Origin of the sequence: Acinetobacter wuhouensis, assembly GCF_001696605.3 — a bacterium.
In the GTDB taxonomy this organism is placed as follows: Bacteria; Pseudomonadota; Gammaproteobacteria; order Pseudomonadales; family Moraxellaceae; genus Acinetobacter; species Acinetobacter wuhouensis.
On record NZ_CP031716.1, the window covers coordinates 804911 to 821879 of the forward strand.

Annotated in this window: 18 protein-coding genes; 15 read left to right on the forward strand and 3 right to left on the reverse strand. The window is 38.8% G+C overall.

The window, feature by feature from the left end:
- The 11 genes from nuoH to BEN71_RS04510 all read left to right on the forward strand — a co-directional run bounded on the left by nuoH (position 1) and on the right by BEN71_RS04510 (position 10343).
- Positions 1–1014 (forward strand): NADH-quinone oxidoreductase subunit NuoH, encoded by a 1014-nt coding sequence (nuoH, locus tag BEN71_RS04460; protein ID WP_068974054.1) that lies wholly within the window; start codon positions 1–3, stop codon positions 1012–1014.
- 18 nt (positions 1015–1032) lie between these two features.
- The gene (nuoI, locus tag BEN71_RS04465) at positions 1033–1575 is read left to right on the forward strand and encodes an NADH-quinone oxidoreductase subunit NuoI (RefSeq protein ID WP_068974053.1); all 543 of its coding nucleotides are present in this window, start codon (positions 1033–1035) and stop codon (positions 1573–1575) included.
- Entirely contained in the window at positions 1575–2093 is a 519-nt protein-coding gene (nuoJ, locus tag BEN71_RS04470) for an NADH-quinone oxidoreductase subunit J (RefSeq protein WP_171405010.1), read from the forward strand. The genes nuoI and nuoJ overlap by 1 nt, the downstream gene beginning before the upstream one ends.
- Positions 2093–2401, forward strand: coding sequence for an NADH-quinone oxidoreductase subunit NuoK (nuoK, locus tag BEN71_RS04475; RefSeq protein WP_068974051.1), 309 nt, complete (start codon positions 2093–2095; stop codon positions 2399–2401). The genes nuoJ and nuoK overlap by 1 nt, the downstream gene beginning before the upstream one ends.
- Positions 2398–4287, forward strand: a complete 1890-nt coding sequence (nuoL, locus tag BEN71_RS04480; protein WP_068974050.1) for an NADH-quinone oxidoreductase subunit L — start codon at positions 2398–2400, stop codon at positions 4285–4287. The genes nuoK and nuoL overlap by 4 nt, the downstream gene beginning before the upstream one ends.
- Before the next feature lie 7 nt (positions 4288–4294).
- Entirely contained in the window at positions 4295–5899 is a 1605-nt protein-coding gene (nuoM, locus tag BEN71_RS04485) for an NADH-quinone oxidoreductase subunit M (protein ID WP_171405011.1), read from the forward strand.
- A 2-nt stretch (positions 5900–5901) separates the two neighbouring features.
- Complete coding sequence (gene nuoN / locus BEN71_RS04490) at positions 5902–7404, forward strand: NADH-quinone oxidoreductase subunit NuoN (protein ID WP_068974048.1); 1503 nt, start codon at positions 5902–5904, stop codon at positions 7402–7404.
- A gap of 121 nt (positions 7405–7525) precedes the next feature.
- Positions 7526–8161 carry a uracil phosphoribosyltransferase gene (gene upp / locus BEN71_RS04495; RefSeq protein WP_068974047.1) on the forward strand — a complete coding sequence of 212 codons (636 nt, stop codon included), beginning with the start codon at positions 7526–7528 and terminating at the stop codon, positions 8159–8161.
- Positions 8162–8229: 68 nt separating this feature from the next.
- A complete protein-coding gene (locus BEN71_RS04500; protein WP_068974046.1) occupies positions 8230–9381 on the forward strand; it encodes a hypothetical protein in 1152 nt (383 codons plus the stop codon).
- A 44-nt stretch (positions 9382–9425) separates the two neighbouring features.
- Complete coding sequence (locus BEN71_RS04505; protein ID WP_152033029.1) at positions 9426–9956, forward strand: hypothetical protein; 531 nt, start codon at positions 9426–9428, stop codon at positions 9954–9956.
- A 93-nt stretch (positions 9957–10049) separates the two neighbouring features.
- A complete protein-coding gene (locus tag BEN71_RS04510; protein WP_068974045.1) occupies positions 10050–10343 on the forward strand; it encodes a cold shock domain-containing protein in 294 nt (97 codons plus the stop codon).
- An 83-nt stretch (positions 10344–10426) separates the two neighbouring features.
- Here the strand turns inward: BEN71_RS04510 and gigC are convergent, their stop codons facing one another.
- Positions 10427–11308 (reverse strand): LysR family transcriptional regulator GigC, encoded by an 882-nt coding sequence (gigC, locus tag BEN71_RS04515; RefSeq protein ID WP_068974044.1) that lies wholly within the window; start codon positions 11306–11308, stop codon positions 10427–10429.
- 82 nt (positions 11309–11390) lie between these two features.
- Between gigC and BEN71_RS04520 the strand changes: the two genes are divergently transcribed.
- Entirely contained in the window at positions 11391–12152 is a 762-nt protein-coding gene (locus tag BEN71_RS04520) for a ferredoxin--NADP reductase (protein ID WP_068974043.1), read from the forward strand.
- A 403-nt stretch (positions 12153–12555) separates the two neighbouring features.
- On the opposite strand, the gene BEN71_RS04530 is transcribed toward BEN71_RS04520, so the two are convergent.
- On the reverse strand, positions 12556–12978 hold the full coding sequence (locus BEN71_RS04530; protein ID WP_068974069.1) for a hypothetical protein: 423 nt from the start codon (positions 12976–12978) through the stop codon (positions 12556–12558).
- A 556-nt stretch (positions 12979–13534) separates the two neighbouring features.
- Between BEN71_RS04530 and BEN71_RS04535 the strand changes: the two genes are divergently transcribed.
- The 3 genes from BEN71_RS04535 (at position 13535) to BEN71_RS19175 (ending at position 15726) form a co-directional block, all read left to right on the forward strand.
- On the forward strand, positions 13535–15151 hold the full coding sequence (locus BEN71_RS04535) for a mechanosensitive ion channel (protein WP_068974041.1): 1617 nt from the start codon (positions 13535–13537) through the stop codon (positions 15149–15151).
- A gap of 82 nt (positions 15152–15233) precedes the next feature.
- Positions 15234–15392, forward strand: a complete 159-nt coding sequence (locus BEN71_RS19170) for a hypothetical protein (protein ID WP_162994950.1) — start codon at positions 15234–15236, stop codon at positions 15390–15392.
- A gap of 190 nt (positions 15393–15582) precedes the next feature.
- Positions 15583–15726 carry a hypothetical protein gene (locus tag BEN71_RS19175; RefSeq protein ID WP_165383021.1) on the forward strand — a complete coding sequence of 48 codons (144 nt, stop codon included), beginning with the start codon at positions 15583–15585 and terminating at the stop codon, positions 15724–15726.
- A 13-nt stretch (positions 15727–15739) separates the two neighbouring features.
- Here BEN71_RS19175 and BEN71_RS04540 read toward each other — a convergent pair whose 3' ends face one another.
- Positions 15740–16939 carry a BaiN/RdsA family NAD(P)/FAD-dependent oxidoreductase gene (locus BEN71_RS04540; protein ID WP_068974040.1) on the reverse strand — a complete coding sequence of 400 codons (1200 nt, stop codon included), beginning with the start codon at positions 16937–16939 and terminating at the stop codon, positions 15740–15742.
- Positions 16940–16969: the final 30 nt, after the last annotated feature.

A 16969-nucleotide genomic window follows, 5' to 3' on the forward strand; every position in this document is an offset into this window, starting at 1 on the left:
ATGAATGAATCTTTACGCGCCCTACCGACATGGGCACAAGATTGGCCAATCGCGTATAGCGTGATTCAAGCCATTGTGATCTTGTTGGTTGTGGTTTTGCTTGCAGCATTGATGTCGTTCATTGAACGTCGTTTGCTGGGTTTATGGCAAGACCGTTACGGTCCGAACCGTGTAGGTCCGGGTGGTATGTTCCAGATTGTTGCCGACATGTTGAAAATCATGTTCAAAGAAGACTGGACACCAAAATTCGTAGATAAACTGACTTTCCGTTTAGCACCAGGTGTTGCGATGGCAACAGCAGTGCTTTCGTTCATGGTTATTCCTGTTTCACCTTACTTAGGTGTGGCAGACATGAGCATTGGCTTATTGTTCTTTATGGCAATGGCAGGGATCGCAGTGTATGCCGTGTTATTTGGTGGTTGGGCATCGAATAACAAATATGCATTACTCGGTGGTTTACGTTCTGCTGCACAAACCATTTCTTATGAAGTGTTCTTGGGTATTTCATTGATGGGTGTAGTCGCAATTGCAGGCTCATTCAACTTACGTGAAATCGTAGAAGCACAACGTGATGTATGGTTCGTGATTCCACAGTTTATTGGTTTCATGATCTTCGTGGTGGCTGGTGTTGCAGTTACGCATCGTCATCCATTTGACCAACCAGAAGCTGAACAAGAATTGGCTGAAGGTTACCACGTAGAATACGGTGGTATGAAATGGGGGATGTTCTTCGTTGCTGAATACGTCAACATCATCTTAATTTCTGCATTGATCGTGACTTTATTCTTTGGCGGTTGGTTAGCACCATTTAATTTAAACATTCCATTCATTCCAGATGCGTTCTGGTTCATTATCAAAACAGCATTCTTTGTGATGATGTTTGTCTTGGCGCGTGGTTCGTTAATGCGTCCGCGTTATGACCAAGTGATGAACTTTGGTTGGAAAGTGTGTTTACCACTTGCATTGGTTAACCTTTTGGTGACTGGTGCTGTGATTCTAATGAATCAAGCCTAGGACAGCAGGGAGTACAAAATGTATAAAATTCTAGCTGGCGTAGGAACTATTGTGCGTTCGTTGTGGATGGTGTTCAGCCATGCGACACGTAAACGTGACACAATTTTATATCCTGAAGTTCCAGCCGAACAAATCGTACCTCCGCGCTATCGTGGTCGTATCGTATTAACACGTGATCCAGATGGCGAAGAGCGCTGTGTTGCGTGTAACTTATGTGCTGTTGCATGTCCTGTTGGCTGTATCTCATTACAGAAAGCTGAAAAAGAAGATGGACGTTGGTATCCAGAATTTTTCCGCATCAACTTCTCACGCTGCATTTTCTGCGGTATGTGTGAAGAAGCATGTCCAACAACTGCAATCCAGTTAACACCTGATTTCGAATTAGGTGAATATGTACGTCAAGATCTTGTTTATGAGAAAGAAAACTTACTCATTTCTGGTCCAGGTAAATACCCAGACTACAATTTCTACCGTGTAACTGGTATGGCAATTGATGGTAAAGAAAAAGGTCAAGCGCAACGCGAAAGCGCACCTGTTGACGTACGGAGCTTATTACCATGATGTGGCCATTTTATTTAATGGCTCTCGTGGCCATCGTATCTACGGTTCGTGTTGTGACCAATGCGAATCCAGTACATGCATTATTAAGTTTGATCGTGTCTTTACTTGCTGTTGCAGGGATGTTCTTAACGATTGGTGCTCCATTTGCCGCAGCGCTTGAAATCATTGTCTATGCGGGTGCGATCATGGTGTTGTTCGTATTCGTCGTTATGATGCTGAATCTTGGTCAACATACTGTTGATCAAGAGCGCAAATGGTTGACTTCAGATGCTTGGGCTTATCCTGCACTTATGAGCTTCCTCGTGGGCTTATGTTTAGTGTGGATGTTGGGTTCAAGCTACACGACTGGTGGCGCAGTACTTGGTACTCAAGTTGTTGGGCCAAAAGCTGTTGGTCAATCGCTCTTTACCCACTATTTATTATTGGTTGAAGTTGCCGCGATGTTATTGCTTGCAGCACTTGTTGCGGCATACCACTTAGGCAAACGTGTACCAAGTGCAGAAGAGGATAAACAGTAATGGGCAACATTCCTTTAGAACATGGTTTAATCGTTGCAACCATCCTTTTTGCACTGGGTTTATACGGTGTAATGGTTCGTCGCAATATTTTATTTATGTTAATGAGCCTTGAGATCATGATGAATGCAGCAGCATTGGCATTCGTTGTGGCAGGAAGTGCATGGGCACAACCTGATGGTCAAATTATGTTTATTTTGATCCTTACTCTTGCTGCGGCAGAGGCTTGTATCGGTCTTGCGATCGTCCTTCAGTACTATCATCGCTTCCATCACTTGGATGTAGATGCTGCTAGTGAGATGCGCGGATGAGTTATTTATATTTAACGATTTTATTCCCGCTCATTGGTTTTATCCTTTTAGCGGCAGGGCGTAATAAACTTCCTGAAAATGTAGCAGCAATTATTGGCGCGGGTTCAGTTGGTCTTTCTGCATTATTTGCATTGATCGCGGGCATGGACTTTGTCAATACTGGTTCAGTTGCACAGACTCAACATCTTTGGACTTGGTTCAATGTGGGTGGTTTTGCGCCAGGTGTCAGCTTACATTTAGACGGCTTATCATTGTTAATGATGGGCATGATCACAGGTGTGGGTTTCTTAATTCACATTTTCGCTACGTGGTATATGCGTGGTGAAGAAGACTTCGCACGTTTCTTCTCATATTTCAACTTATTCGTTGCAAGCATGCTTGTGCTTGTATTGGGTGACAACTTAGCGTTGTTATTCTTAGGTTGGGAAGGCGTAGGTCTGTGTTCTTATCTATTGATTGGTTATTACTACCAAAATCCTGCAAATGGTTTTGCTGCACTTAAAGCTTTCACTGTAACACGTGTGGGTGATGTATTTTTACTGATCGCGTTGTTCTTGCTTTACCAACAATTTGGTACTTTACATATCGGTACGATTGTTGAAACAGCACCACAAGTTTTAGCACTTGATCATAATTTAGCGCTTTGGACTTCATTGATGTTGTTCTTGGGTGCTGCGGGTAAATCTGCACAAATCCCATTACAAACATGGTTGGCAGATGCGATGGCTGGTCCTACACCAGTATCAGCATTAATCCACGCTGCAACAATGGTAACAGCAGGTGTTTACTTGTGCTGCCGTATGTTCTCTGTGTTTGAAATGACACCAGAAGTAATGCAGTTCATCTCGATTACAGGTGCTGTAACATTATTGGTTGCTGGTTTTGCTGCATTGGTTCAAACCGACATCAAACGTATTCTTGCTTACTCAACTATGAGTCAGCTCGGTTATATGTTTATGGCTGTAGGTGCTGAAGCTTACCAAGCTGGTCTATTCCATATGCTTTCTCACGCATTCTTCAAGGCATTATTATTCTTGTCTTCTGGTGCGGTGATCTTGGCGTATCATCATGAACAAAACATCTTCAAAATGGGTGGTTTGCGTCATAAAAACAAATTCTTATTTGCGTGTTTCTTGATCGGTGGTGGTGCATTAGCTGCTATTCCATTTGCAACCATTGGCTTCTTCTCAAAAGATGCGATCTTGGGTGCTGTATGGGTTCAAGGTCAGTCAATTGCAACATTCGGTTGGTTGTATTGGGTCGGTGTAGCAGGTGCATTCTTAACTTCGATTTATACATTCCGTTTAATCTGGGTTGTATTCTTCGGTGAAGAAAAAACTCCTTATCACGAAATCAAAGGTGCAACTTACTGGTTACCTCTTGGTATTCTTGCAGTACTTTCAACAGGTTTAGCTTATTTCCTAAAAGCACCTGTGGAAAAAGCACTAACTGCTGCAAAAATTCCTGTATTTGAAGTGTCAGAAGCTTTAACACACGGTATGCATTCTGCTGAATATACCGCAGTGGGTATTGCACTTGTTGGTCTTGCTGTTGGTGTTGTGCTATTTGCTTTTGCTTATAAATCAGTTAAAGCATTCGCAGCAACAACTTTAGGCGCTGGTCTTGCCAATATCTGCCGTAATGCATTTGGTTTTGATTCTTTATACAACATTGTATTTGTTCAACCTTATTTATTGATTGCGAAAATTTTAGGTCGTGATCCAATTGATGGCTTGTGGCTTGTATTACCTGCGATTGTGAAAGGTGGTAACAAATTTACAAGTACCCGTCAAACAGGTTCATTACGTGAATATGCATCAAGTATGTCACTCGGTGTAGTGGTATTGCTGATGATCTTGATCGTGATTCAGGTAGTGGGGAAATAAGATGGAAATCACAAACAATTGGATTTTACCCGCACTGATTCTTGTACCTTTTATTGCAGGTTTTGCGTGTTGGTTAGTCGATAAACTTGATCAACATTTACCTCGTTATATCGCACTTGTGGGTATGCTCGTTACTTTGGGCTTGACTCTCATTTTGTGGCAACAAGGTGGATTTAGCTATGAGTTGGGACAAAAAGTCCCCGCTTGGGCTGCCGAATTTTATTTACCATGGATTAAAACTCTTGGTATTAATATTCATTTAGCTGTAGATGGTCTTTCACTTCTGATGGTTGGTTTGACTGCATTACTGGGTGTACTTGCAGTGGGCTGTTCATGGGGTGAAATTCAAAAGAATGTCGGTTTCTTCCACTTAAACCTTTTATGGTCTTTGGGTGGTGTAATCGGTGTTTTCCTTGCGATCGATATGTTCTTGTTCTTCTTCTTCTGGGAGATGATGCTGGTTCCGATCTACTTCTTGATCGCACTTTGGGGGCATAAAGGCGCAGATGGTAAATCACGTGTTTACGCAGCGACTAAGTTCTTCATCTATACGCAAGTTGCTGGTTTAATCATGCTCATCGGTATCCTAGGCTTAGTGGTCTACGGTTACATGATGACAGGCATGATCGGTTTTGATTACAACTATTTATTAGCTGTTGCCAATACTTTAGATCAACAAGCACCACACATTGCTTATGCATTGATGATCTGTTTGTTTATCGGTTTTGCGGTAAAACTTCCAGTTTTCCCATTACATGGTTGGTTACCAGATGCGCATGCGCAAGCACCTACAGCAGGTTCTGTAGACTTGGCAGGTATCTTGATTAAAACTGCGGCTTACGGTTTATTACGTTTTGTGATTCCGTTCTTCCCAGCAGCGTCTGCACAATTTGCTGATATTGCAATTATTCTTGGTTTAGTTGGTATTTTCTACGGCGCTTGGTGTGCTTTCCAACAAACAGATATGAAGCGTTTACTTGCGTATACATCTATTTCGCACATGGGCTTTGTATTACTCGCGCTTTATGCAGGTAATATCTTAACGTTCCAAGGCTTAATGATCATGATGTTAGCGCATGGTTTATCTTCTGCTGCATTGTTCATTATGTGTGGTCAAGTGTATGAGCGTTTACATACACGTGATTTACGTTTGATGGGTGGTATTCGTGGTCAATTCCAATATTTACCATTCTTCTTAATGTTCTTCGTATCAGCACTTGTAGGTATTCCTGGTCTAGGTAACTTTATTGGTGAATTCCTGATTCTTATGGGTTCATTTGCTAAGTTCCCTACATTTACTATCATTGCTGCGATTAGTTTAGTTTTTGCAGGTCTTTATGGTTTGATTTTGATCCATAAAGCATTATTTGGTACGCCAAATGAAGAGCAAAAACAGCATTATGCAAGCCCATTAAAAGACTTAAATGTTCGTGAAACAGTGATTTTATTGATTTGTGCATTCGGCCTAGTTTGGTTGGGTATTTACCCACAAAGCTTCCTTGATATTTCAAACTCAAGTATGGCGTGGATTGCAAATAGCTATATCCCTGTTCAAAATGTTGTAGATACAGTTCAACAAGTTGTATCTCAACAAAATGTGGAGATCCAATAGTCATGAATACCACTGTATCATTTTCGGATCTCATGCCTTTAGCACCAGTATTTATTGTTGCTTTAACGGCTGTTGTAGTGATGATTTTAACCGCGATCAAGCGTAATCATAATTTGATTGCGACTGCATCGGTGGTGGGTTTAAACCTTGCTGCAATTGATATTTTATTCATGATGTTTGGTGGGAGTTTTGCACCATCAAATGTCATGAATATGTTTATGGTTGATCCATTTACATTGTTTTACCAGCTTACAATTCTGATTGCAGCATTGGCTTGTTCTACATTGTCTCATGCGTATATTGAAACGTATAAAGATAACCGTGAAGAACTTTATATCTTGATGTTGGCTTCAGTTGCTGGTGCGATGTTAATGGTGGCAAGTGCTCACTATGCTTCGTTCTTTATTAGCTTAGAGTTAATGTCGATTCCTGTTTACGGTTTATTGGCTTATACGTATCAACGTGAAAAATCTTTGGAAGCGGGTATTAAATATCTCGTGCTTTCAGCAACTGCTTCTGCAATGTTATTGATGGGTATGGCATATATCTATGCTTATACAGGTTCATTAACATTCTACGAATCTTTCCAAGGGTTGTTCCAAGCGATTCAAACGGGTCATGCAGCAGTGATTATCGGACTTGGTCTGATCATCTTTGCCATTGGTTTCAAATTGTCTCTTGCTCCATTCCACAAATGGACACCAGATGTTTACCAAGGTGCGCCTGCGCCAATCGCGACTTTCTTAGCAACTGTTGCTAAGGTTGCAACCATTGGTTTAATGGTTCGTTATTTGCTTACTTCGGGTGCAATTTTAGTTCCTTCAATGATTACGATTTTGACTGTGATTGCAGTACTTTCGATCCTTGTAGGTAACTTCCTTGCAGTTCGTCAAGTGAACTTAAAACGTATCTTGGGTTATTCATCAATCGCACACTTCGGTTATTTATTGATTGCTTTAATCAGCATGACCTATGCAAGCCTTGGCAGTGTGAGCGTTTATGTGGTGACTTATACATTGACAACAATCGGTGCTTTTGGTGCGGTTGCGTTGATGTCTAGCCCATATAACAACGTTGATGAAGCTGAATCACTTGCGGATTACCGTGGTTTGTTCTGGCGTCGTCCTGTTCTTACTGCAACTTTGACTGTGATGATGTTATCTCTTGCAGGTATTCCATTAACAGCAGGTTTCATTGGTAAGTTCATGGTGGTGATGGCTGCTGTAACAACTCAACATTGGTTCCTTGCTGCAATGGTTGTTGTGGGTAGTGGTATTGGTTTGTACTATTACTTACGTGTCATGATCGTGATGTATATGACTCCACCAGAAAACCCACGTATCGACGCAGTTGATCATTGGGGACAAAAAGTGGGTGGTATCATGGTTCTTGGCGCTGCTGCATTAGTATTATTAATCGGTATTTACCCAGACCCAATCATCAATTTTGCATTGAAGTCTGAAATTTTATCTCCGTTGCACTTTTTAATGAGTCAACAACAGTAATCGCAAAAAACTATTGCGGTTAACAAAAAAAGCCCTCATTCATTGAGGGCTTTTCTTATCTCTTATATAAAAAACATTTATAATAGTGGAAATTTACTTTTATCCTTTTAGGTGTACTCCCGTGTCTATTCAAGAAATTCGTCATCCGCTTATTCGTCATAAATTAGGTTTATTACGTCGTGCTGATATAAGTACTAAGAATTTCCGTGAACTTGCCCAAGAAGTCACTATGCTTTTAACGTATGAAGCAACAAAGGATTTACCTGTATGTGACCATGAAATTGATGGTTGGAATGGTAAGGTGACTGTCGATCGTATTGCGGGTAAAAAAATTACGGTTGTACCTATTCTACGTGCAGGTATTGGCATGTTGGATGGTTTTTTAAATTTGATTCCAAGTGCTAAAGTGTCAGTGTTAGGTTTAGAGCGTGATGAAGAAACGCTTGAAGCACGTACTTACTATAAAAAATTAGTCCCAGATGTACAAAACCGTTTAGCCATGATTATTGATCCAATGTTGGCAACAGGTTCTTCGCTTGTTGCAGCAATCGATGTATTAAAAGCTAGCGGTTGTAAAGATATTCGTGTCATGGTGTTGGTTGCTGCACCTGAAGGGATTAAACGAGTCGAAGAAGCGCATCCTGATGTGACGATTTTTACAGCATCTATTGACCAAGGTTTAAATGCAAATGGCTATATCGTACCTGGTTTAGGAGATGCTGGAGACAAGATCTTTGGTAGTGTGCAAAAAGATTAAAAATTTAGTATGATCAAAGGAGGCTATGGGGAGCCTCCTTTTTTTATTATAAATTTAAAGAGAAAAAAATGTTTCGTAAGGGGATAGTTACATTTTTTGATGATGCGTTGGGTAAGGGATTCATCGAAATAAATACAGATCAACAGTCAGTTGGTTTTTTACTTGAAGATTTTTCAAATGCATCACTTTTGCCACAAGTAGGTGAGAGGGTTAAATGTGTTGTGTTAGAACAAGATGGAGAATTATTGGCAAAATTTATTGTTCGCCTAGATCATAAAAACCATAATGGTGATGCAAAAAAACAGCCTGTAGTTAATGCGATTAATGATGATCATTCGTTTGAGAATATTCAAACTGTTCGAAAGATGCTGAAGAAAAGAAGAATTAATCTTGAAAATGAAAATACAGCGATAGACTCTAAGTTAAATGAGATAAAACCAGTTGAACACATAGATGCTATTCAGCCTGATGAGCATATTCAGTTAGAAGATACACTCACACAGCGCGAAGTGATCTTAGATGACCTTGTTGAAGTTGAATTTAGTCAAGTTTCAGCAGAAGTTGAAAATACCCAAATATCTACTGAGGAAAATAACAAATCAGTTGATAATCAAATAGTTGAAATAGATGAAAATGAAGACCTTGAGAGAACGAGTTTAAAAGATTACAGCCCTGAAAGTATTGATCTGTCAGAAGTTCTAAATGAGCCAACTGCAACTAAAATTGCAGAAATTCAACCAATAGAAGTACAAACTCAGCCGAATGAAAATACATATGATCATGTAGACAATGAGCAATTAGAAAATGACCAAGTTGTATCAGCTGCTTGCGCTTCAACAGTCGCAGCTGAGATGGTTTTATCCGAACAAACTGATATTCAACAAAACCATCAATATTTAAGTAATCAGGTTGATCAACAGTTGCTTGAAAAAAATATGAACTTTAATTTTTTTCAAAGATTTATTCAAAAAATTAAAGTAAAATTTTTATATTCAAAAAGAAAGCAAGGCACCAAAGTGAAAATGGATAGTACACGTTTCCACTTAAATCCTTTGATTGTGGTGATGGGGACATTTGTATTACTGTGTTTGGGGAGTGTTAAATATGCTTATGAGCGTTATCAGCAGTATAAAGTTGAAACGGAATTGAAACTTCAACAATATGAAAAGCAGCAACAGGACGTGATCAAAAAACAAAAACAAGAAGCACATGCGAGATAAGTTTAAAGACTTAAGCGATGTGTTTCAGTTTTCATGAAAAGAGAATGTTTATGTTTTATTTGGGGCAAGTGATTGAATACCATGAAGACAAGGGCTATGGGCTCTTGTTGGATCAGGATTCAGCAGAAACAGTTAAATTCTTGATTGATGATTTTCCTCGGCAAGGTGGTCAGCCGAAAAAAGGGGAAACGGTAAAGTATATTGTCATCAATCATAAGGGCGTGATTAAAGCACATCAAATGGTACGTTTAGATGTAGCGATGAGTAATGAGCTGTTAAATAAAAAGGTTGATATTTCAAAGCAAAAAAATATTCTGAAAAAAGGTAAACACAATGGCAGTAAATTTGGCATTGTATCAGTCGTTATTTCGGTTATTTTTGTTGGGTTGATTTATTTTGTTTTCGCAGCTTGGGGACAATATAAAACGTATCAAAATGAGCAAAGTGCGAAGTTTGCCTTATTGGAGAGTCAGCAAAGGCAAATTGTAGAACAACAGCGTAAAGAAGTTGGGCATGTGAAATCAGTGCATTTTAGTGAAAAGTCTAAAGATGCACTAAATGAGAATGCTAAATAATACATTGTAATTTTAGTTTTTAAGCTCATATTTTTCATTCGAAAGGGAACAAGGCTATAATACGATGAGTAAATCAAGTAATGAGGCATTGTAATGAAATCTGAATATCAACAAGGGAAAATAAAGCAATACCATTCAGACAAAGGCTTTGGCTTTATTGGTGGGCTTGAGCAAGATATTTTCTTTCACATTTCAGATTTTCCTTTGGAAGAAGGTGAGCCTAAGCGCAATGAAAGAGTGAAATTTTTGGTGGTTGAAAACGGTGATAAAGTGAAAGCCGTTAAAATCGAACGTGTAGAAGACAATTCTGCAAAAGCAAAAAAGACCAAAGTAGTTAAACACAATAACGCGATTACCGATAGTTTATTGTCAAATTTTAGAAAGTAAGTTATTGATAAGTGAAATAAAAAAGCTCCATGTGGAGCTTTTTGCATTTGATTGAATAGGAAATATATATATCAGATTAACAATTATTTTTCTTCGCAAAACTTCATAAAAGCTTTTAAGCCAGGCCCCTGATATTTTTGGCGGTGAACTAGCATAAATAAAGGACGAGTCAGTTGCCAGAATGGTGTGTTTAAAATCACCAATTGACCTTTATCGATTAAAGGTTGGATGGCTAATTTAGAAATACATGACATGCCTAAACCACCAGCAACGATTTTAAGAATCGCTTCGTTATGTCCAAGTGTTAGACGGATATTAGCATCTTCTAAATCTTTCAATATTGCATTATCAAAGACTTCACGTGTTCCTGAACCTTCCTCACGTAAAATCCATTCTACATGTTGGAAATCAGATTGTCTGAGTTCACGGTGTAAATTGGCTAGAGGATGACTTGGTGCGCAACACACAGCCAGTTCATCATCACGCCAATGGATACATTGCAGTTGTGGTAGGAAACAAGAACCTTCAATTAATGCTAAATCAAGCTGAAATTGATTAACAGCTTCAATCATTTGACGGGTATTGCCTACTTGAAGTTGTAAATGCGCTTGAGGTTGTTCTTGTAAAAAATCAGCCATTAAATCAGGCATTAAGTAATCACTAATGGTCAGTGTTGCACCAATTCGAAGATCAATACTTTGTAATTCACCTTTGGCTGCTTGTTCAAAAGCTTCACAGCGCCCTAAAATTTCTAAAGCTTGAGGAAGCAAGAAGCGACCAAGATCGTTCAGTTGTAAGCGCTTTCCAAGACGATCAAATAAAGGCGCACCTAAGCCATCTTCTAAATCTGCCAAAGCCATACTTGCCGCACTTTGAGTCAGCCGAACAGCATCACTCGCTTTGGTCACGGTGCCTTCTTGAGCAACGGCAACGAAAACAGCCAATTGGCGTAAAGTCATTCTCATGCGTATAGCCTTAACATTTTAAATTTTCATAGAATTGGAGTCATGCTACCATGAGCACTATCATCCATGCCACGAAGAAATCATGTCAATTGAAAAATTTAGCGTAGAAAAGGTTTTGTCTGTTCATCGCTGGACCAATACCCTTTTCAGTTTCACCATGACTCGTCCTGCTCATTTTAAATTTACCGCTGGTCAGTTCGCCCGTATCGGCTTAAAAGTAGGTGATGAGTTGGTGGTGAGAGCCTATTCAGTTGTTTCCTCGCCATTTGATGAAACACTCGAGTTCTTTTCAATTGTTGTGCCAGATGGTGCATTTACTTCGAATCTACAGCATCTCCAAGTAGGTGATGAATTGTATTTAGAAAAAGTGCCATACGGTTTTTTAACTTTGGCTCGCTATCAATTACCGTTACCTAAAGATTTATGGCTTTTGGCAACAGGTACAGGTTTAGCACCGTTTATTTCTATGCTTCAAGACTTCGAAACTTGGTCTAAATATCAACATATCAACTTGGTTTATAGTGTAAGAACTGAGTCAGAACTCGCTTATGTCGAACGTATTCAAGAGATTGCTGAAACTTTTGGCGAAGGACATACAGGCTTTAAATTTATCCCCATTATTACTCGTGATCCAAATGCGACTTTGCATGATCGCTTACCGATTTTGATCGAAAATGGTGAGCTGGAAAAAGTGGCAGATCTTCAATTCAATATAGATACAACACATGTAATGTTATGTGGTAATCCACAAATGGTGGATGATACCAAAGCAGCGTTAAAAGCACGTGGTTTGGTCATGAATCGTCGTGGTGAAGGGAATATTGCAGTAGAAAACTATTGGTAATCCAAAATTGAATGTGGCATGTTAAGCGCTATCCATAAAATTATAATTGTAATAAATGAAAAAAATTGGTTTAGCGCTTCAGATTGCTTACGTAGTTGGACTATTCATCACTGTTGCGATGCTTTTGTATAATGAAATGACATGGAGTGCCGGCAGTTGGGGGAATTTAGGGAAAGCCTTAGTTTCCCTAGTTATCCTCATATATGCATCATTGTATACACTGATTTTATTGATCATTTCAATTTGCTTATGGGGATTCAATCGCAATAGCTTAGATAAAGATTTAACGACGCTCTATTGGGCAATGAAACTTTATGGGATCACTTTCGTTTTACAACTATTGTACTTGTTCTCAGTTGGAATAAAGCTTTAGGGATGTTTGTCGAGTGATTTAAAGCATGTATCAATGCACAAACATATCCATAAATTCACGTAACTCATGAATTGCTGTTTCAACATCCGTCGTTAACCAAGTCGGTTCAAATAAACCTGCATAATGTTCTAAGCGGTCAGCAGGTACAACCAAACGAATTGGACATTCTTCTTCGAGCAAACGCCAAGGAATAATTGGGACTTCATTATCCAAAAAAGTGACAACATCTCGAATATCAATGATCATGGCATTGATACATTCAGGAAATGGCATGACAGAAAGTTCATCTGTACGACGGCGAAAATATTCTAAGTCGCCCCATTTTAAAACATAGCTTGGCTTACTAAACTCAATAATTCCAACGAGATGTCCGTCTCTTGAAGTATGTAAAAAACATTGATGAGTGACGTCAGTGTCTAAGTCTAATGAGACACTTTGTCGTGGATAAGCCATATCGATCGTAGCCAAAAAATGGGGCATATAGTATAGCCCATTTCACTATCAAGTATTGCTTATCGCTAAAATTTACTTTTGTTTAAAATATTTTACACACAGCCGTTCAATTGCCTGATAGTATAAAAAATCATCAATATGATGGAGGTGGATGTTATGAGACACGATTTCAATAAACCATCTTATATAACCAGTCGTGAAGATATAGCACATAAGAATCGCTTACCTATTTACATGCTTATTCTTGTGGGGTTATTTCTTATTTCATTACTCGTTTATATGGCAGCCGACTGGCTTTAAATGGGTGAATTTTAAACGCCATTTAAAACTGAAAAATTATGTTAATAGTATGACAAAAACTCTAGCTTTTATGCTGGAGTTTTTTTGTGCCTTCTTGGCGCTTTTGTTGTATTTATGCAGTTAAAATTGAACATTAAATAATCAAATTATAAAGTGGTGTTGTTGTTTAAAAAATATTCAATTAAAACGCAAAAAAGATCTAAGGAATCATTCGCGAACTCAACATTTTATAAATCAATATTGTGAGGGAATAAAAATGGATGAAATTTTACAAGCACGCGGTCGGTTTGATGCCATGTATTATTGGGATCAATTCCATCCAATTTTAGCTGCTGTGGCTATTCTAATTGTTGGATGGATTATTGCATTGATTGTTGCTGCAGGCATAAAAAAGCTTTTGGAAAAAATAGGAACGAACCAAAAGTTATCATCAGCAACAGGACATCGGTCTAATATTGAAAGCATTCTTTCCAGAATCATTTTTTGGGTGGTGATGGTGATTGCGGTGATTGGGGCACTCAATGTTCTTAATCTGAGTAGTGTAAGTAGCCCGTTCAGTGCTATGATTCAACAATTCCTATTGTTTATTCCAACATTATTGGCTGCTGTCGCAATTGGTTTTGTCGGATGGATTGTCGCTAATCTGGTTAAAGTTGGTTTGAAAAAGGTATTAGACCGAACCCAATTAGATGAAAAATTGAGTTCTGATGTCGGTGTTAGTCCCATCAGCCAAAATTTAGCAGATATTGTCTATTGGTTGATTTTGTTACTGTTCCTACCAATCGTTTTGTCAATTTTAGGCTTGGAAGGTCTATTGCTTCCTGTTCAAAATATGTTGAATGAAGCAATTTCTTATCTACCAAATATTTTCATCGCTGGCGTGATTATTTTTGTGGGTTATATTCTTGCAAAAATTGTCCGAGGCATCGTTGAAGGGTTGATCAGTAGCTTAAATTTACAAACTCAAATCGAAAAAGTCGGACTATTTAAAAATTCTGAGCAGGGGCTTTCTCGGTTTTTAGGTTCTTTTGTCTTTGCAATCGTGATGATTACGGCATTGATCGTGGCATTCGAAGCATTGGGTATACAAGCGATTTCACAACCTGCAACGGCTATGCTCGGTGAAATTATGTATGCCATTCCACACATTATCGCTGCGGGTTTGATTCTAATTGTGGCATATGTTGTATCGCGATTTGTTGGGCGTTTAGTGGCAGAAGTGATTGCTGGCACAGGTGTTGATGACATTCCTAAAAAGCTAGATGTGCAACGTTTCTTAGGTGAAACCAAAGTTTCATGTGTTGTTGGCTATTTAATTGTATTTTTTACCATGTTATTTGCTGTTTCTGAAGCTGCGAATCGATTGGGCTTCGAACAAATTAGTGGTTTGATTTCGATGTTTATCCACTTTGGGGCAAATATCCTATTGGGTGCTGTTATTCTCGTGATCGGTTTTTGGCTCGCCAATATCGTTGCAAATGTGGTGCAACGAGGTGAATATAATAGCTCTCGGTGGTTGGGTAATTTAGTTCGAGTTTTAATCATGGGCTTAGTGATTGCCATGGGACTGCGTGCGATGGGGATTGCAGATTCGATCGTAAATCTTGCATTTGGTTTAACACTGGGTTCAGTTGCTGTTGCCTTTGCTTTGGCTTTTGGTTTAGGTGGTCGACAACCCGCAGAACGGGTCTTGAGCGATTTAATTGATCGGGCAAAGAAAGAGGCAAATCAGCCCAACCCATTGCGTCAAAATACTCATCCAGATACAAGTTCTGTGGATACTCAGCAAGTGACCTCAGATACACCTACAATTGAAAGTGAGTATAAATCGATTACAGAACCATTAAATAAGGATAAAGATGACCTGAATTAACATTTAAATTTGCTGTAATATCGATCAGGATTAAGTCTTGATCGATTTTTATTTTTAGGTCAAATGCGAAAGAGGAAAGATGATGTCTAAGAAAAAGCCAAATAATTTTATCGCACCAATTGTGATTGCTGGAATTACAGTTGGTTTTTTAGCGAGTGCTTATAAATTTGTTTTTGCAAAACCTAAAAATCAACAAAATCAAAAACAGGATCTAGAGCAAAAGAAAGATAGTGAATCGTGACGCTTTGCACGCTAGAACTATTTGTCCATATTAAATTTTGTTTATGAAGATTACATAATTGTTACACAAAAGTTTTTTGTAAAATAAAGCTAGACAGATAAATCTAAATTGGCTAAATTCAAAGCATAAATAATGTATTTTTTAATTAATTATTAGATTAATAAGTGAACTATTTTCAAAGGGAATTAAAATGAAAATCATCTATTTTGTGCAAAAAATGCTATCCAATAAATCAACCGCTTCAGATGCAATGGATCTTGCTATTCAACGTGTGACGCAGAGACAGCAGACCCAAAGTCAGCTTATTTTATTCAAAACCGATTACTTAGAATAAGTCAGAAACTCATCTAAACATATTCAGATGCGGCATGTGCAGACGCCCATGCCCATTGAAAATTAAACCCACCTAGATGTCCTGTAACATCCAAGATTTCTCCAATAAAAAATAAACCTTTCTGTTTTTTACTTTCCATTGTTTTTGATGAAACTTCAGTTGTATCAACACCACCCAAAGTCACCTCGGCAGTACGGTAACCTTCTGTTCCAGAGGGTTTTACTTCAAATTGATGCAATTTATGGGCAATATGTTCAAGTTTTTCATCACTGAGTTGAGCAATCGCAGTTTCAGCCCAATCTGCCCAAATTAAGTTTTGTAGTTCTAAAACAACGCTTTTAGGTAAATGCTCAATCAGCAATGTTCTGAGTAAAACTTTAGGTTGGCTTTGCTTCTTGGCTTTAAAGAATTCAAATAATTCCAGGCTCGGTAAGAAATTGATATTGAAGGCTTGCCCGACATTCCAATAATTCGATAATTGTAATGAGCTTGGGCCACTTAAACCGCGGTGGGTAAATAAAAGCGCTTCAGTAAAACGATTTAAATCATTGCTTAGTGTTGCTTCAACCGCATTACCACTTAAACGTGTAGTCACTTCTTTAAACTGATCTGAAAAAGTGAAAGGCACTAAACCTGCACGTGTCGGGTAGATGTGATGTCCAAATTGTTTGGCAATTTTATAACCAATATCTGAACCACCCAAAGTCGGAATCGATAAACCGCCCGATGCAATCACAACCGATTCGGCTTCAAAGTCACCTATATTGGTCGCAACTTGAAAATTCTGTTCGTCTATAGTTGTTACTGCTTTAACTTCACATGAGGTTTTGATATCGACCCGTTGGGTCTTTTCACATTCATTCAGCAACATGGCTAAAATTTCTTTGGCACCATTGAGTGTGAATAGTTGTCCATGCTTACGTTCTTCATATTCGATGCCATATTCGCAGACCATACCGATAAAGTCCCAGTTGGTATAACGCGTCAGTGCTGAAATGACAAAGTGTGGATTATGCGAGATGAAATTGTCAGGCTCGACATAGAGATTGGTGAAGTTACATTTTCCGCCACCAGACATGAGGATTTTTTTACCAATTTTATTGGCTTTTTCAACCACCAAAACTTTACGACCACGTGCAGCCGCTTTTGCTGCAAGCATTAAACCTGAAGCACCTGCACCGAGGACAATCACATCGTATTGGTTGGAAGACATAACACACTCATGGAAACTTTGAGCAGGGGA